Genomic DNA, 16,772 nt, shown 5'->3' with positions numbered 1-16,772 from the left:
GAAATTCACCGCTCTCCGGACGGACGCTTCTTGACGCGCCGTCTCATCGATTTCCATCTCACCCCGCTCCGCCGCCAGCCGCTCTTCGGCTGCCGCATCGCGAGGGCCGCGCGTGCCGCCGGCTCCTCCCGCGCGAACGCGATGAGCAGTCCGACCGCGAACATCGTCGGCAGCAGGGCCGACCCCCCGTAGGAGAACAGCGGGAGCGGGACTCCGGCGATCGGCAGCAGGCCGAGCACCGCACCGATGTTGATCACGGCCTGCGCCGTGATCCAGGTGGTCACGCCTCCCGCGGCAAACCGTACGAAGGAGTCCTCCGTGCGTCCGGCCACGCGGATACCCGCATAGCCTAGAGCCGCGAACAGGGCGAGGACCGACAGCGTCCCCGCCAGACCCAGTTCCTCCCCGGTGATGGCGAAGATGAAGTCGGTGTGGGCTTCGGGTAGTTGTCCCCATTTTTCCACACTGGCGCCCAGGCCGGAACCGAACCATCCGCCGGAGGCCAGGGCGTAGATCCCGTGCACGGCCTGCCAGCACAGGTCGTTCCTGCCCGGATCCGTCGCGCCGATGCACTCCAGCCGGTCCATGCGGTGCGGACTGGTCTTGATCAATAGTGCGACGATCACACCCGCGAAGGCCAGTACGCCCACGAACAGCCGGGTGGGCGCGCCCGCGAGCCAGAGCAGGCCGAACAGGATGGCACCGAGGATCATCGCGGTGCCCATGTCCCCGCCCAGCATGATCAGTCCGAGCAGCAGGAAGGCCACCGGGACCAGCGGCACCAGCAGGTGCTTCCACTGGCTGAGCAGCCCCTTGTCGCCCTTGCGCGCCAGCAGGTCGGCGCCCCACAGGATCAGGGCCAGCTTGCCGAACTCACTGGGCTGGAGCATGAACGGACCGCCAAGGGAGATCCAATTCTGGTTGCCGTTGATCGACACCCCTATCCCGGGGACCTGGACCAGGGCCATCAGGAAGAGGGTTCCCGCGAGCACCGGGTAGGACAGCGCCCGGTGCAGCGAGACCGGCATCCGGGAGGCGACGAGCATCAGCACGGTGCCGATCAGCGCGGCCAGGAACTGCTTCTTGAAGAAGTAGGCGTCACCGAGGCCGAGCTGCAGGGCCTTGATCATGGAGGCCGAGTAGACCATCACCAGGCCCAGCACGGTGATCAGCAGCGAACTGCCGAAAATCAGGTAGTACGCCGTGAGCGGACGGTCCCAGGCCCTGCGCACCTGCTGCTGCGCGCCCCGGAACCGGCCCAGCGGCCCGCGTCCGGCGGGCCGCTTCGGGCCCGCCGCCGGACGCTTGCGGCCCTGCGCCCTGAGGGCGGACGGCCGCCGCCCCGGCAGCATCTGCTTGGCCGGCATCTGTGATCTTCCCCTCCACTCGTACGAGGCGAGCAGCCGGCCGGAGGGAACCTGTCCCGGAGCCTTCGACCTAGGCCGTCTCTTCGGCCAGTTCGCGCACCGCGTCGGCGAACGCGTCCCCACGCTTGTTGTAGTTCGCGAACATGTCCATCGATGCGCAGGCCGGCGCCAGCAGGACCGTGTCGCCGGGCTCGGCGAGCCGGGCCGCTTCCCGCACCGCCGCGGACATCGCCCCAGTGTCGGTCCGGTCGAGGTCGGTGACCGGGACCTCGGGGGCGTGTCGCGCCAGCGCCTCGGCGATCAGCGCCCGGTCGGCGCCGATCAGCACCACGGCGCGCAGCCGCTTCGCCGACTTCCGCACGAGCTCGTCGAAGGTCGCGCCCTTGGCGAGGCCGCCGGCGATCCAGACCACCGGCTCGAAGGCTGCCAGGGAGGCCTCGGCGGCGTGCGTGTTGGTGGCCTTGGAGTCGTCGACGTACGCGATCCCGGCCACCTCGGCCACGTGGGCGACCCGGTGGGCGTCCGGCCGGAAGTCGCGCAGGCCGTCGCGGACCGCGCGGGGCTCCACGCCGAAGGCGCGGGCCAGGGCCGCGGCGGCGAGCGCGTTGGCGATGTTGTGCGGGGCGGGCGGGTTGACGTCCTCGACGTGCGCCAGCTCCTGGGCGTTCTTCTGCCGGTTCTCCACGAAGGCCCGGTCGACGAGGATGCCGTCGACCACGCCGAGCATGGAGGGGCCGGGGGCGCCGAGGGTGAAGCCGATCGCCCGGCAGCCCTCCTCCACGTCCGCCTCGACCACCAGGGCCTCGGTGGCCGCGTCGGCGGCGTTGTAGACGCAGGCGACCGTGTTGCCCTCGTAGATGCGGCCCTTGTCGGCGGCGTACGCCTCCATGGAGCCGTGCCAGTCGAGGTGGTCCGGGGCCAGGTTGAGCACGGCCGCGGAGTGGACGCGCAGTGAGGGCGCCCAGTGCAGCTGGTAGCTGGAGAGTTCGACGGCGAGGACGTCGTACGCGCCCTCGTCGAGCACCACGTCGACGATGGGGGTGCCGATGTTGCCCACGGCGGCGGTGCGCAGCCCCGCGGCCCGCAGGATCGAGGCCAGCATCTGGGTGGTGGTGGTCTTGCCGTTGGTGCCGGTGACGGCCAGCCAGGGGGCGGCGTTCTCGCCGCGCAGCCGCCAGGCGATCTCCACGTCCCCGACGACCTCGACGCCGGCCTTCGCGGCGGCCGCGAAGAGGGGGCTGTCGGGCTTCCAGCCGGGCGAGGTGACGACCAGGTCGGTCCCCTCCGGGAGGTGCTCGGCGTCGCCGAGGCGCACGTCGATGCCCGCGTCCCGCAGCTCGGCCGCGCGGGCCCGGTGGCCCTCGCCGTCGCCGCCGTCGACGACGGTCACCGACGCGCCGAGGCCGGCCAGGGCGCGGGCGGCGCTGACGCCGCTCACGCCGAGGCCGGCGACGGTGATGTTCCTGCCGTGCCAGGAGGTCACTTGTCGGCTGCCCATCCCGCGTAGAAGAGTCCGAGGCCCACGATCACGCACATGCCCTGGATGATCCAGAAGCGGACCACCACAAGGACTTCGGACCACCCCTTGAGTTCGAAGTGGTGTTGGAGCGGGGCCATCCGGAAGACGCGCTTCCCGGTCAGCTTGAAGGAACCGACCTGGATGACGACCGACATGGTGATGAGGACGAAGAGGCCGCCGAGCAGGGCGATCAGGAACTCCGTGCGGGAGCAGATCGCGAGGCCGGCGAGGGCGCCGCCCAGGGCGAGCGAGCCGGTGTCGCCCATGAAGATCTTGGCGGGCGAGGTGTTCCACCACAGGAAGCCGAAGCAGGCGCCCATCAGGGCGGAGGCGACGACCGCGAGGTCCAGCGGATCTCGGACCTCGAAACAGGCGTTGGGGTTGGTCAGGGTCTGCGCGTTGGCGCACGACTCCTGGTACTGCCAGACGCCGATGAAGGTGTAGGCGCCGAAGACCATCACGGCCGCGCCGGTGGCCAGGCCGTCCAGACCGTCCGTCAGGTTCACGCCGTTGGACATGGCCAGGATCATGAACAGCGCCCAGACGACGAACAGCACCGGGCCGATGGACCAGCCGAAGTCGGTGACGAACGAGAGCCGGGTGGAGGCCGGGGTCAGCCCGCGCTTGTCGGAGAACTGGAGCGCGAGGACCGCGAAGGCGATGCCGACGATCAGCTGGCCGGCCATCTTGGCCTTGGCGCGCAGACCGAGCGAGCGCTGCTTGACGATCTTGATGTAGTCGTCGAGGAAGCCGACCAGGCCCATGCCCGCCATCAGGAAGAGCACGAGCAGGCCCGAGAAGGTGGGCTGGCTGGACGTGATCACCTTGGTGAGGGCGTACGCGACGAGCGTGGCCAGGATGAAGGAGATGCCACCCATGGTGGGCGTGCCCTTCTTCCCGGCGTGGCCGCGGGGGCCGTCGTCGCGGATGAACTGGCCGTAGCCCTTGCGGGCCAGACCCTTGATCAGCAGCGGGGTGCCGACCAGCGTGAGGAAGAGTCCGATGACTCCGGCGAACAGGATCTGCCTCATCGCTCGGCGACCTCGCCCTCGCGCTCCAGCAACGCCAGCGCGACCCGCTCCAGACCGATCGACCTCGAAGCCTTCACCAGCACGACGTCACCCGGGCGCAGTTCACTGCGCAACAGGTCGACCGCCGCTTGCGCGTCGGACACGACCACCGACTCCTCACCCCACGAACCCTCGTTATATGCGCCCAGTTGCAGCCAGGACGCTTCCCTGCCCCCGACTGCGACGAGCTTGCTCACGTTGAGCCGGACGGCAAGCCGTCCCACCGCGTCGTGCTCCGCCAGCGATGCGTCACCGAGTTCGGCCATGGGGCCGAGCACCGCCCACGTGCGTCCCCCGTTCGCCCTGGCGGCGCCGCCCATCGCGGCAAGCGCGCGCAGGGCGGCCCGCATGGACTCCGGGTTCGCGTTGTAGGCGTCGTTGACGATCGTCACGCCGTCCGCCCGCTCGGTGACCTCCATCCGCCACCGGGACAAGGTGCCCGCCCCGGAGAGCGCGGTGGCGATCTCCTCGACGGACATGCCCAGTACATGGGCGACGGCGGCCGCGGCGAGCGCGTTCGACACGTGGTGCTCACCGTACAGCCGCAAGGTCACTTCGCCGCACCCGGTAGGGGTGTGGAGTGTGAAGGCGGGCTGCCCCCCGGGGCCCATCCGTACGCCGGTGGCCCGGACGTCGGCGTCCCCGGCCTCTCCGAACAGGACCGTACGGGCCTTCGTACGGGCGGACATGGCGCGCACGAGCGGGTCGTCGGCGTTGAGGACGGCGATCCCGCCCTCGGCCTCGGACGGCAGGGCCTCGACCAGTTCCCCCTTGGCCTGGGCGATCTGCTCGCGGCCGCCGAACTCCCCGATGTGGGCGGTGCCGACGTTCAGGACGAGTCCGATGCGCGGCGGGGTCAGGCCGGTGAGGTAGCGGATGTGGCCGATCCCGCGGGCGCCCATCTCCAGGACGAGGTGGCGGGTCTCCTCGGTGGCCTTGAGCGCGGTGAGCGGCAGGCCGATCTCGTTGTTGAGGGATCCGGGCGTCCACACCGTGGGCGCGTGGGCCTGGAGCACCTGCGCGATGAGGTCCTTGGTGGAGGTCTTCCCGGCGGAGCCGGTGAGGGCCACCACGTCGGTGCCGAGCCGCTCGACGACGGCCCGTGCGAGGGCGCCGAGCGCCCTCTCCACGTCGGGCACGACGATCGCGGGCACGCCGACGGGCCGGGCCGCGAGGACGGCCGCGGCGCCGGCGGCCACCGCGCGCCCGGCGTAGTCGTGGCCGTCGACGTGCTCGCCGTCGAAGGCGGCGAAGAGGCTGCCGGCCTCCACCTGGCGGGAGTCGATGACGACGGGCCCGACGATCCGTACCGAGTGATCCGGTATGTCGTGGGGCCGGCCGCCGGTGATGTCGGCGATCTCGGCGAGGGAGAGGGCGATCACTGGTTCACCTCGGCCTGTCGGACGGCGGTTTCTCTGCTGTGCGCAGCCTGGTTCTCGATCGCGGCGCGGAGCACGGTGCGGTCGTCGAAGGGCCGGACGACTCCCCCGGTGTCCTGGCCCTGCTCGTGGCCCTTTCCGGCCACCAGGACGGTGTCCCCCGGCTCGGCGCGGGCGACGGCGGCGGCGATGGCCGCGGCCCGGTCGGCGTCGACGAGGACGGTGCCGCGCTCGGCGGGCGGTACGGACACGGCGCCTTCGAGCATCGCGGCGAGGATCGCGAGGGGGTCCTCGGAGCGCGGGTTGTCGGAGGTCAGGACGGCCACGTCGGCGTGGCGCGCGGCCGCGGCGCCCATCGGGGCGCGCTTGGTGGTGTCGCGGTCGCCGCCGCAGCCGAGCACGATGTGGAGCCTGCCGGTGGTGACCTCGCGCAGGGCGCGCAGGACCGATTCGACGGCGTCCGTCTTGTGCGCGTAGTCGACGACGGCGAGGTACGGCTGTCCCGCGTCGACCCGTTCCAGCCGGCCCGGCACCCCGGGGACCGCGGCGATGCCGTCGGCGGCGGTCTGCGGGTCGAGCCCGGCGGCGGCGAGGGTCACGACGGCGGCGACGGTGTTGGCGACGTTGAAGGGGCCGGGCAGCGGGGCGACGGCCCGGACGCGCCGGCCGGCCGGGCCGGTCAGGGTCAGGGTGGAGCTCGCCGGTCCGGACACCACGTCCTCGGCGCGCCAGTCGGCGGCCGGGTCGCCGGCGGCGGAGAAGGTGACCACCGGGATCTCCGCCTCCTTGGCCAGGCGGCGGCCGTACTCGTCGTCCAGGTTGACCACCCCCAGGCGGGCGCGGCGCGCGGTGAAGAGGGAGGCCTTGGCCTGGAAGTAGTCCTCCATGTCGGAGTGGAACTCCATGTGCTCCGGGCTCAGGTTGTTGAAGACGGCGACGTCGAAGACGCAGCCGTCCACCCGGCCGAGCACCAGGGCGTGGCTGGAGACCTCCATGGCCACGGCCTGGACGCCGCGTTCGCGCATGACGGCGAAGAGGGCCTGGAGGTCGGTGGCCTCGGGGGTGGTCCGCTCGGACTTGATGCGCTCGTCGCCGATGCGCATCTCGACCGTGCCGACGAGCCCGGTGCTGCGGCAGGCGGCGCGCAGGCCGCCTTCCACCAGGTACGCCGTGGTGGTCTTGCCGGAGGTTCCGGTGATGCCGATCTGGAGCAGGCCCTCGCCGGGCCGTCCGTAGATCGCGGCGGCGAGCTCACCCATCCGGCCGCGCGGGTCCTCCAGCACGAGGACGGGCAGTCCGGTCGCGGCGGCGCGCTGCGACCCGGCGGGGTCGGTCAGCACGGCGGCGGCGCCGAGGCCGGCCGCCTGGGCCGCGAAGTCGGCTCCGTGGGTGCGGGCTCCGGGCAGGGCCGCGTACAGGTCTCCGGGGCGCACCGCACGGGAGTCGTGCGTGATGCCGGTGATCCGGGTGGCCGCCGGTGCGGGCAGGCCCAGCAGCGCGGCCAGCTCGTCCAGCGGGACCGGGCGGGCGGACAGGGGCCGGGGCGCTCCCGGCGGCACTGCCGGGGCGTCCTTCCGGGTGGTTCTGGGCTGATCAGCGTGGGACACGGCGGTGAGCGTACCGGGCTCGGCGGGCCGCTCGCGAAGCGAGGGCGCGGGCTCGGCGCCGCCGGTCGACTGGTTCCCTGGTTTCGGGGTGATCGTTGTCACTGATGGTGCCTCACGCTTTTCTGGCGGGCCGGCCGGTCGGTGCGTCACTGACCGGGCTGCGGGCTGGGCTGAGGGCCGGGCTCGAAGGTGACCGGAAGTCCGGCGGGAGCGGTTCCGGTGGGGGCGACCTGGAGGGTCTTGAGGGCGAACTCCATGACCTTCTTGTAGATGGGTCCGCAGATCTGACCGCCGAAGTAACTGCCCTTCGTCGGGTTCTGGATGGCGCAGTAGACGGTGATGCGCGGCTTGTCGGCGGGGGCGAAACCGGCGAAGGAGGCGGTGTAGCCCTTGTAGCGGCCGGTGGCCGGATCCACGCGGTTGGAGGTGCCGGTCTTGCCGCCGACCCGGTAGCCGGGGATGCGGGCCTTGGTGCCGGTGCCCTCCTGGTCGTCGACCACGGATTCGAGCATCTCGGCGAGGGTCCTGGCGGTCTCCGGGCTGACCACGGTGGTCTGTTCGGGGGCCGGGGCCGGGGTGAAGCGGCCGTCGGGGCCCTTGGTGCCGCGGACCAGGGTGGGGGTGGTGCGGACCCCGCCGTTGGCGATGGTCGAGTAGACGGAGGCGGCCTGCACGGCGTTGAGGGACATGCCCTGGCCGAAGGGGATCGTGTACTGCTGGGAGGTCGACCAGTCCTCGGGCTTGGCGAGGAGGCCGCGGGACTCGCCGGGGTAGTTCAGGCCGGTGGGCCGGCCCATGCCGAACTTGGTGAGGTAGGAGTACAGCACCTTGTTGGCCTCGGGCTGGGTGGGGCCGAGCTGGCCGGTGGCCAGGATGGTGCCGATGTTGGAGGACTTGGCGAGGACCCCGTTGAGGGTCAGGTACCAGGTCGGGTGGTCGACGTCGTCCTTGAAGAGCCGGTCGCCCCGGTGGAGCCGGTTGGGGACCTCCACGTGCGTGGCGGGGGTGGCCTTCTTCTCCTCCAGTACGGCGGCCATCGACATGACCTTGGCGGTGGAGCCGGGCTCGTAGACGTCCTGGAGGGCGGCGTTGCCCATGGCGGCGGAGCGGGCCCGGGTGAGGTCGTTGGGGTCGAAGCCGGGGGCGTTGGCCATGGCGAGGATCTCGCCGGTGCGGGTGTCCTGGACGACGACGTAGCCGCGGTCGGCCTCGGACTTCTGGACCTGTTCGGCGATGGCGCTCTGGGCCGCCCACTGGATGTCGCGGTCGATGGTCAGCTCGATGTCCTCGCCGGGCACGGCGGGCTTCTCGCTGGAGCCGGCGGTGGGGACGCGGCGGCCGCCGGACTGGGCGTAGGTGACCTCGCCGTCCTTGCCGGACAGCTTCTTGTCGAGGGAGGACTCCAGGCCGCCGGCGCCCTTGCCCTCGGCGTTGACGTAGCCCAGTATCCCGGCGGCCAGGTCGCCGCCCGGGTACACCCGCTTGCTGCTGTCCGCGTTGAAGACCCCCGCCAGGACGTTGGCGCCGGGGCCGTTGCCCCGCTTGTCGGCCGCGGCCCGGTCCGCGAAGACCCGCTTGAGGTCCTTGATCTGGTTCCAGACCTGGGGGGTCTGGCGGTTCGCGAGGACGACGTAGCGGCTGTTCTTGGTGGCGAGCCGGGCCGCGATCTCCTTGGCGTCCTTGCCGAGGATGGGCGCGAGGAGGGCGGCGGCCTGTTCGGGTGCGTCCGGGGCCTTGCTCTCCTGCGGGGTGAACATCTTCGGGTCGGCGGTGATGTCGTACGCGTCCACGCTGGTGGCCAGGGCCACGCCCTTGCGGTCGGTGATCTCGCCGCGCTCGGCGGCGAGCCGGACGCTGGTGTACCGGTTCTTGGAGGCCTCGGCGGAGAACGCCCGCGCGTCGACGGCCTGCACCTGGAGCAGGCGGACGACGAAGACGAGCATCACGAGGGTCAGGCCGACGCCGACCAGCCGCAGCCGCGGCCGGGGGCTGCCCAGCCGGATGGTGTGCGGCCGGCGGCCGGCGGGGCGCCGGGTCGCGGGGCGGGGCGCGGGCCGGGAGGCGGGGCGGGCTCCGGCCCGCGCCCGGTCGCGTGCGCCGGGCCGCGGGCCGCCCGGTCCGGCCGGTCCGGGCACCCGCTTGCGCGGCGGTTCCTGCGGACTCACGCGCCCACCGCCCCGCACCGCGGGTCCGTGTCGGGCCGGGCGGGGGTCCGGGCGGCGCCCGCGGACCGGAGGGAGGGCGGGGCGGGGGACGGCCCCGCGGGAATCCGCGTCACGACGTCACCTTCCGGGTGGCTGGTTGGGCTGGGGGCTCGCGCCCGGGGCGGCCGGGCCGGTCGGGGCCTGGCCCGGCGGGTTCGTCGCGCCGGCCGCCGGGGCCGGGGCCTGCCCGGGCGCCGGAGCGGCCGGGGTGCCGGAGGGCGCTCCCGGGGTGCCGGCCGCGGTCGCGGGCGGCGCGGCGGGGCCGGAGGGGGTGGGTGCGGGGGACGGGGGCGGCGGGGCCTCGGCCGCCGCGGCGGTGCCGGTGACCTTGCCGTCGGGGCCGATGAAGACCGGGCTGCCGCCGGGCACCAGGCCGAGTTCCTGCGCCCGGCGCTGGAGGGCGTCGGGGGCCGAGTAGCCGTCCACGTCGCGCTGGAGGGCCTGCTCCTCGTCGGTGAGGGCGGTGGTCTCCTTCTTGAGCCTGCTCAGCTGGAAGGAGCCCTCGTTCAGCGCCGAGTTCAGCAGCAGCAGGCTGATCAGGCCGCCGCCGAGCAGGGCCACGACCAGCAGCACGAACGGCATCCGCGCCGCCTGCCCGGTGGAACCCGCCCCGCCGGTGGGACGGCCGGGGCGGCCGCCGAGTGCGCGGCCCACGCGGGCCGCCTGCCCGCGCGTCAGCGTGGCGAACCTCCCGGCCCTGCCGCCCCCGGCCGTCACAGCCGCGCCGCCCGGATCCGTTCGACGCCGCGGAAGCGCGCCGGGGCGGCCCGCCGGTTCTCGGCGATCTCCTCCTCGGTGGGCAGTTCCGCGCCGCGGGTCAGCAGCTTCAGCTTCGGCTGGTACTTCTCCGGGACGACGGGGAGGCCGGGCGGCGCGGTGGACGTGGCGCCCGCCGCGAAGACCTGCTTGACCAGCCGGTCCTCCAGCGAGTGGTAGGAGAGCACCGCGATCCGGCCGCCGACCGCGATCCGGTCCACCGCCGCCGGGACGGCCCGCTCCAGGCCCGACAGCTCGCCGTTGACCTCGATGCGCAGGGCCTGGAAGGTCCGCTTGGCCGGGTTGCCGCCGGTGCGCTTGGCCGCCTGCGGCAGGGAGTCGCGGATCAGCTCGACCAGCCGGGCGCTGTCGGTGAAGGGCTCCTTCTCCCGCTCCCGGACGATCGCGGACACGATCCGCTTGGCCTGCTTCTCCTCGCCGTACTGGCGCAGGATGCGCACGAGCTCGCCGGGCGCGTACGTGTTGAGGACCTCGGCCGCGCTGATGCCCGTGGACTGGTCCATGCGCATGTCCAGCGGCGCGTCCTGGGCGTACGCGAACCCGCGGTCGGCCTCGTCGAGCTGCATGGAGGAGACGCCGAGGTCGAAGAGGATGCCCTGGACGGCGGGGATGCGCAGCCCGTCCAGCACCTCGGCGAGGTCGGCGTAGATCGCGTGGACGAGGATGGCCCGGTCGCCGAAGGGCGCGAGGCGCTCGCCGGACAGCCGCAGGGCCTCCTTGTCGCGGTCGAGGCCGATCAGGTGCGCCTCGGGGAACCGGGTGAGCAGGGCCTCGCTGTGGCCGCCGAGGCCGAGGGTGCAGTCGACGACGACGGCCCCGGGCCTCTCCAGCGCCGGGGCCAACAGGTCCAGGCACCGCTGGAGCATCACCGGGACGTGTCGGGACTCGCTAGTCAAAGCGCCCTCTCAGATAACGGCGCGCGGCGCGCACGCACCACCGGGTCCCCAGCCGCTCGGGAAGGGGGCCCGGCCGGCGGCGCCGGGGAGGCCGGCGCCGGGCCGGCCGGTGAGCGGAGGAGGGCCGGGCCGTACGTACGCGCCCGCGCACGCGGAGTGTTCAACGGGGGCCGGGCGGCCGGTGAGGGCCGGGCTCCGGCCGGTTCGCGTCACTTTAGTGCAACGGTCGCCACGGTCAACGAACCGCCCCGCGCGCCGTGGGCCGGGAGCGCGCACCACCCTCGGATGCCCGTGAATCACCCGAACGGCCGCCTCCGTCTCACCCCTGTGGGTTAGCTCACAACAAGGTTCGTTGACCTTCTTTGTCCCCCCTCGCCCACTGCCTTTACCTGCGGCGCCCCTTAACGTCGTACTCATGACGACATCCGCATCCCTGCCCGCCGACTCCGCGCCCGAGGCCTCCGGCGACCCCTCCGTCACGGACCGTCTGGTCGGCGCGAACCGTCAGTACGCCGCCCAGTTCACCGATCCGGGCATGGACGCCCGGCCCGTCCTCCGGGTCGCCGTCGTGGCCTGTATGGACGCCCGCCTCGACCTGCACGCCGCCCTGGGCCTGGAGCTCGGCGACTGCCACACGATCCGCAACGCCGGCGGCGTGGTCACCGACGACACCATCCGCTCCCTCACCATCAGCCAGCGGGCCCTGGGCACGCGCACGGTGATACTCATCCACCACACCGGATGCGGCCTCGAAAGCCTGACCGAGGACTTCCGGCACGAGCTGGAGGACGAGGTCGGCCAGCGCCCGGCCTGGGCCGTCGAGGCCTTCCGGGACGTCGACCAGGACGTGCGCCAGTCCATGCAGCGGGTCCGGACCAACCCCTTCCTGCCGCACAAGGACGATGTGCGAGGCTTCGTCTTCGACGTGCACACCGGGCTCCTGCGGGAGATCGATCCGAGCTCTTGAGTGACACCAGGCCGTGACGCCGTCAAGAATGCGGGGAGGCGCCTCCCGGGAACCCCCGGGCCGGCGTCCGTGTTTCGGGGTGGGCCGGTCATGCGCCAAGGGCGTCGGCCCTGGGAAAGGGCCGAGGAGAACCAGGTGACGACGTATGACGACAGAGCGAGCCTCGCGGATCTGACCAGCACGGCGGAGCGCGTGCGCCACTCCGTCGAAAGCGTGATCGAAGGCAAGCCCGAGGTCGTCCGCCTCGCGCTCACGGTCCTGCTCGCCGAGGGGCACCTGCTGATCGAGGACGTCCCCGGCGTCGGCAAGACGATGCTCGCCAAGGCCCTGGCCAAGTCCATCGACTGCTCGGTCCAGCGCATCCAGTTCACCCCGGACCTGCTGCCCTCCGACATCACCGGCGTCAGCATCTACGACCAGCAGCGCCGCGAGTTCGAGTTCAAGCCGGGCGCGATCTTCGCCCAGATCGTCATCGGCGACGAGATCAACCGCGCCTCCCCCAAGACCCAGTCCGCGCTGCTGGAGTCGATGGAGGAACGCCAGGTCACCATCGACGGCACCACCTACACGCTGCCCAGCCCCTTCATGGTCGTCGCCACCCAGAACCCGGTGGAGATGGAGGGCACCTACCCGCTCCCCGAGGCGCAGCGCGACCGCTTCATGGCCCGCGTCTCCGTCGGCTACCCCAGCCCCGAGGCCGAGCTCCAGATGCTCGACGTGCACGGCGGCCTCTCCCCGCTCGACGACCTGGCGGCCGTGGCGCACGCCCACGACATCGTCAAGCTCGTCGAGGCCGTCCGCGAGGTGTACGTCGCCGAGGCCGTGCGGCGCTACGTCGTCGACCTGGTCTCCGCCACCCGCGGCCACCCCGACCTGCGGCTCGGCGCCTCACCCCGCGCCACCCTGCACCTGCTGCGCGCCGTGAAGGCCTCCGCCGCGCTCTCCGGCCGCGACTACGTGCTGCCCGACGACGTCCAGGAGCTGGCCGCGCCGGTCCTCGCGCACCGGCTGCTGCCCACCGCGCAGGCCCAGCTGGCCCGCCGCACCGCCGAGCAGGTCGTCCAGGACATCCTCCAGCGCACGCCCGTCCCGGCCGCGCACGCCCGCGGCGAGATGCCGCCCGGCTCGGGCATCCGGGGCTTCTGATGAGCGCCGGTGCCCCGGACGGCGCCGGCGGCCCGGGCGAGCACGGCCACGGCGGGCTGCGCGCGTCGCTGTCCGGGCTGACCACGCGCGGCCGCTCCTTCCTGGCCGCCGGGATCGCCGCCGCCGCCTGCGCGTACGTCCTGGGCCAGGGCGAGCTGCTGCGGGTCGGGCTGCTGCTCGCCGCCCTCCCGCTGATCTGCGTCCTGGCCCTGCACCGCACCCGTTACCGGGTCTCCGGCAGCCGCCGGCTGACCCCCGGCCGGGTCTCCGCGGGCGCCGAGGCCCGCGTGCAGCTGCGCATGGACAACGTCTCCCGGCTGCCCACGGGCCTGCTCATGCTCCAGGACCGGGTGCCCTACGTGCTGGGCCCGCGCCCCCGCTTCGTGCTGGACCGGGTCGAACCGGGCGGCCGCCGCGAGGTCTCCTACCGGGTCCGCTCCGACCTGCGCGGCCGCTATCCGCTGGGCCCGCTCCAGCTGCGGCTGACCGACCCGTTCGGGCTGGTCGAGCTGACCCGCTCGTTCTCCGCCCACGACACGCTGACCGTCGTCCCGCGCACCGAACCGCTGCCGCCCGTCCGCATCGCCGGGGAGGCCTCGGGCTACGGCGACGGCAGCCGGCGCTCGCTGGCCCTGGCCGGCGAGGACGACGTGATCCCGCGCGGCTACCGGCGCGGCGACGACCTGCGCCGGGTCCACTGGCGCTCCACCGCCCGCTACGGGGAGCTGATGGTGCGCCGCGAGGAGCAGCCGCAGCGCAGCCGGGCGACCGTCCTGCTGGACACCCGGCGCCTGGCCTACGAGGGCGCCGGGCCCGATTCGGCGTTCGAATGGGCCGTCTCGGGGGCCGCGTCCGCCCTGGTGCACCTGTTGGAGCAGGGCTTCTCCGTACGGCTGCTCACGGACACCGGGGACGCGGTGCCGGGCGAGGGCGGCAGCGGGTTCTCCGCCTCCGGCGGGCAGGACTCCGCCGAGGCCGCCGGACTGATGATGGACACCCTCGCGGTGGTCGGGCACTCCGACGGCGCCGGGCTCTCCCGGGCCTACGACGCGCTGCGCGGCGGCGGCTTCGGCGGGGGTCCCGGGGACGGGCTGCTCATCGCCTTCCTCGGCGACCTGGACGACGCCCAGACGGAGCTGGCCGCCAAGCTGCGCCAGCGCTCCGGCGGCGCGGTGGCCTTCGTCCTGGACTCCGCCGCCTGGGCCGGCCAGGCGGCCCGGCCGCACGCCCTTCCCTCCGTGGAGGAGCGGCTGGGACGGCTGCGCGACGCGGGCTGGACCGCGCTGGCCGCCCCGCCCGGCACGGCCTTCGGCGAGCTGTGGAAACAGGCCGGGACCGCGCGGTCCGGCATCGGCACCACCGGAGGTCGGGGATGAGCGGGCGCGCGAGACTGACGCTGTTCGCGGCACTGGCGACGCTGCTCACCTCCTGGTCGCTGACCCCGCTGGTGGACTCGTTCGGCTGGCTGTTCCAGGCGGCGGCGCTGCTGGCGGTGCAGAGCGCGGTGGGGGCCGGGGCCCGGCGGGTGCCGGTGGCGCGGTCGCTGACCGCGGCCGGCCAGCTGCTGGTGTCGCTGGTGCTGCTGGCCCTGCTCTTCGGCGGCAGGGCCGGGTCGGGCGGGACCGGCCCGGTGGCGTACCTGGTGACGGACTTCGGCGCCCTGTTCGAGCAGGGCGTGCGGGACGTCGGCCTGTACGCGATACCGGCCCCGATGACGGACGGCATCCGGCTGCTGCTGGTCTCCGGGGTGCTGCTGATCGGGCTGCTCGTGGACCTGCTGGCGGTGACCGTGCGGGCGGCCGCGGCCGCGGGGCTGCCGCTGCTGGCGCTGTACTCGGTCGCCGCGGGGCTGTCGGGCGGCGCCGGCGCCGCGTGGCCCTCGTTCCTGCTGGCCGGCTGCGGCTACCTGATGATGCTGCTGTCCGAGGGCCGCGACCGGCTCGCCCAGTGGGGCCGGGTCTTCGGCGGCGCCCCGCGCGGCCAGGCCCGTACGGCGTCGGGGCTGGGCCCGGGCGGCCGCGCGACGGCCCCGGTGCGCACCGGTCGGCGGATCGGCGCGGTGGCGCTCGGCGTGGCCCTGCTGGTGCCCGCGGTGCTGCCCTCCCTGGACGGCGGGCTGCTGGGCGGGCAGGGCTCGGGGAGCGGCGAGGGCGGCGGGGCGGGCGGGACGATCTCGGCGGTCAACCCGCTGGTCTCGCTGCAGAACAGCCTGAACGCGCCGGACAACCGGGTGGTGCTGAAGTACCGGACGGACAGTCCGCAGCAGTCCGAGCAGTACCTGCGCATCCTGGCGCTGGACGAGTTCAACGGCGTCAAGTGGGAGGCCTCGGGCCGCACGCTCACCGACGTGCCCGCGACGCTGCCCGATCCCCCCGGCCTCGCCGAGCCGGTGCGCCGGGGCGCCGTGGAGGTGCGCACCAGCGTCTCGGCGGCCGAGGGCTACAGCCAGCGCTACCTGCCCATGCCGTACCCGGCGACCGGGGTGGACATCGGCGGGAAGTGGCGCTTCGAGCCGGCCGGCCGGACCCTGGTCGGCGACCAGCTGGGCAAGGACCGGTTCCAGAACGTCCAGGGGGCGCAGTACACCGTGCGGAGCCTGCTGCTGAGGCCGACGGCCCAGCAGCTCCAGTCGGCCCCCGCCCCCCGCCCGGACGTGCTGGCCGAGTACACGAAGCTGCCGGACAACCTGCCGCCGGTGGTCGTCGACACGGCCCGCCGGGTCACGCAGGGGGCGCCGGACGACTACACGCGGGCCGTGCGGCTGCAGGACTACTTCGCCGTCAGCGGCGGGTTCCGCTACAACACGAAGATCGCCTCGGGCACGGGTCCTCAGGCGGTCGCCCGGTTCCTCGCCGACAAGGAGGGCTTCTGCGTCCACTTCGCGTTCTCGATGGCCGCGATGTCCCGCGCGCTGGGCATCCCGGCGCGGGTCGCGGTCGGCTTCACCCCGGGCGAGCGGCAGTCGGACGGCAGCGTCAACGTGTCGATGCGCGACGCCCACGCCTGGCCGGAGCTGTACTTCGAGGGCGTCGGCTGGACCCGCTTCGAGCCGACGCCCCGGTCGGGCATCTCGGTGCCGGACTACTCCCGGCCGCAGGCCCCGGCCGCGCAGCCGTCGGCGCCGGCGCCGCTGCCCTCGCAGAGCGCCGCGCAGCCCTCGGCGGCCCCGTCGCAGAGCGAGGCCTGCCCGCCGGAGATGAAGAAGCTCGGCGAGTGCGGCGGCCCGGTGGCCGGACAGGGCTCCGCGGGCGGCGGCGGCCCCTCTGCGCCGGCGGTGCTCGGCTGGGCGGCGGCCGGGGCGGCGGCGGTGGGGCTGCCGCTGCTGCCGCTGCTGTGGCGGACCCGGCTGCGGTCGCGCCGGCTGCGGTCCGGGCGGGTCCGGGCCGCCTGGCGGGAACTGGGCGACGCGGCCTGGGACGTGGGCGTGCTCCCGGACGGGGCGCTGTCCCCGCGCCGGGCGGCGGAGCGGATCGTGGAGCGGGGCCGCCCGGGCGCGGAGGCCGCCGCGGCGGTCCACCGGATCGCGGGCGCGGTGGAGCGGGAGCTGTACGCGCCGCCGGGTGCGGGGGCCCCGTACCCGGAGCTCGCGGCCGACGTGCTGCTGGCGCGGGCCGGACTGCTGGCGGCGGCGGGACGCGGGACGCGGCTGCGGGCGCTGCTGCTGCCCCGGTCGGCGGCCCGGGTGGGGCGGGCGGTCTCGGCCCGGCGGGCGGCGCTGGCCTCGGCGGCCTCCGCCCGCACGGCGGCGGTCCGGGCCCGGCTGACGGCGCTGCGGCCGCGGCTGACGCTGCGGGACCGCGGCTGATCCCCGGGCCCGCGGACGGGCGGCGCGGCCCACGG

12 protein-coding genes are annotated in these 16,772 nt (G+C 74.0%); 4 read left to right on the top strand and 8 right to left on the bottom strand.

Annotation, left to right across the window (positions count from 1 at the left end; genetic code table 11):
• Nucleotides 1–5: 5 nt before the first annotated feature.
• From ftsW to rsmH, 8 genes are all read right to left on the bottom strand, one after another.
• Entirely contained in the window at nucleotides 6–1,367 is a 1,362-nt protein-coding gene (gene ftsW / locus CP968_RS24185; protein WP_150519998.1) for a putative lipid II flippase FtsW, read from the bottom strand.
• A gap of 70 nt (nucleotides 1,368–1,437) precedes the next feature.
• The gene (gene murD, locus CP968_RS24180; protein ID WP_150519997.1) at nucleotides 1,438–2,865 is read right to left on the bottom strand and encodes a UDP-N-acetylmuramoyl-L-alanine--D-glutamate ligase; all 1,428 of its coding nucleotides are present in this window, start codon (nucleotides 2,863–2,865) and stop codon (nucleotides 1,438–1,440) included.
• Nucleotides 2,847–3,917, bottom strand: a complete 1,071-nt coding sequence (gene mraY / locus CP968_RS24175) for a phospho-N-acetylmuramoyl-pentapeptide-transferase (protein ID WP_150519996.1) — start codon at nucleotides 3,915–3,917, stop codon at nucleotides 2,847–2,849. Before mraY ends, murD begins: the two co-directional genes overlap by 19 nt.
• Entirely contained in the window at nucleotides 3,914–5,338 is a 1,425-nt protein-coding gene (locus CP968_RS24170; RefSeq protein WP_150519995.1) for a UDP-N-acetylmuramoyl-tripeptide--D-alanyl-D-alanine ligase, read from the bottom strand. The genes mraY and CP968_RS24170 overlap by 4 nt, the downstream gene beginning before the upstream one ends.
• Nucleotides 5,335–7,044, bottom strand: a complete 1,710-nt coding sequence (locus CP968_RS24165; RefSeq protein ID WP_150519994.1) for a UDP-N-acetylmuramoyl-L-alanyl-D-glutamate--2,6-diaminopimelate ligase — start codon at nucleotides 7,042–7,044, stop codon at nucleotides 5,335–5,337. Before CP968_RS24165 ends, CP968_RS24170 begins: the two co-directional genes overlap by 4 nt.
• A 44-nt stretch (nucleotides 7,045–7,088) precedes the next feature.
• A complete protein-coding gene (locus CP968_RS24160; RefSeq protein WP_189828894.1) occupies nucleotides 7,089–9,107 on the bottom strand; it encodes a peptidoglycan D,D-transpeptidase FtsI family protein in 2,019 nt (672 codons plus the stop codon).
• Between the two features lie 117 nt (nucleotides 9,108–9,224).
• Nucleotides 9,225–9,800, bottom strand: a complete 576-nt coding sequence (gene ftsL / locus CP968_RS35015; protein ID WP_373304061.1) for a cell division protein FtsL — start codon at nucleotides 9,798–9,800, stop codon at nucleotides 9,225–9,227.
• A gap of 59 nt (nucleotides 9,801–9,859) precedes the next feature.
• On the bottom strand, nucleotides 9,860–10,819 hold the full coding sequence (rsmH, locus tag CP968_RS24150; RefSeq protein ID WP_150519993.1) for a 16S rRNA (cytosine(1402)-N(4))-methyltransferase RsmH: 960 nt from the start codon (nucleotides 10,817–10,819) through the stop codon (nucleotides 9,860–9,862).
• Nucleotides 10,820–11,234: 415 nt separating this feature from the next.
• On the opposite strand from rsmH, the gene CP968_RS24145 reads away from it, so the two are divergent.
• From CP968_RS24145 to CP968_RS35395, 4 genes are all read left to right on the top strand, one after another.
• The gene (locus tag CP968_RS24145; RefSeq protein ID WP_150519992.1) at nucleotides 11,235–11,786 is read left to right on the top strand and encodes a beta-class carbonic anhydrase; all 552 of its coding nucleotides are present in this window, start codon (nucleotides 11,235–11,237) and stop codon (nucleotides 11,784–11,786) included.
• A gap of 135 nt (nucleotides 11,787–11,921) precedes the next feature.
• A complete protein-coding gene (locus CP968_RS24140; RefSeq protein WP_150519991.1) occupies nucleotides 11,922–12,932 on the top strand; it encodes an AAA family ATPase in 1,011 nt (336 codons plus the stop codon).
• The gene (locus tag CP968_RS24135) at nucleotides 12,932–14,308 is read left to right on the top strand and encodes a DUF58 domain-containing protein (RefSeq protein WP_150519990.1); all 1,377 of its coding nucleotides are present in this window, start codon (nucleotides 12,932–12,934) and stop codon (nucleotides 14,306–14,308) included. The genes CP968_RS24140 and CP968_RS24135 overlap by 1 nt, the downstream gene beginning before the upstream one ends.
• Nucleotides 14,305–16,737, top strand: coding sequence for a transglutaminase TgpA family protein (locus tag CP968_RS35395; protein WP_150519989.1), 2,433 nt, complete (start codon nucleotides 14,305–14,307; stop codon nucleotides 16,735–16,737). The genes CP968_RS24135 and CP968_RS35395 overlap by 4 nt, the downstream gene beginning before the upstream one ends.
• The last annotated feature ends 35 nt before the right edge of the window (nucleotides 16,738–16,772 follow it).

Source organism: Streptomyces subrutilus (assembly GCF_008704535.1).
Classification (GTDB): Bacteria; Actinomycetota; Actinomycetes; order Streptomycetales; family Streptomycetaceae; genus Streptomyces; species Streptomyces subrutilus.
Note: the sequence above shows the minus strand (reverse complement) of the source record. Positions and strands in the feature narration are given on the sequence as shown.

Bases quoted from the DNA above. Each gene is read 5' to 3' on its own strand.
- CP968_RS35395 (WP_150519989.1), top strand. From the start codon at position 14,305: ATGAGCGGGCGCGCGAGACTGACGCTGTTCGCGGCACTGGCGACGCTG.
- mraY (WP_150519996.1), bottom strand. From the start codon at position 3,917: ATGAGGCAGATCCTGTTCGCCGGAGTCATCGGACTCTTCCTCACGCTG.
- murD (WP_150519997.1), bottom strand. From the start codon at position 2,865: ATGGGCAGCCGACAAGTGACCTCCTGGCACGGCAGGAACATCACCGTC.
- CP968_RS24135 (WP_150519990.1), top strand. From the start codon at position 12,932: ATGAGCGCCGGTGCCCCGGACGGCGCCGGCGGCCCGGGCGAGCACGGC.
- CP968_RS24145 (WP_150519992.1), top strand. From the start codon at position 11,235: ATGACGACATCCGCATCCCTGCCCGCCGACTCCGCGCCCGAGGCCTCC.
- ftsW (WP_150519998.1), bottom strand. From the start codon at position 1,367: ATGCCGGCCAAGCAGATGCTGCCGGGGCGGCGGCCGTCCGCCCTCAGG.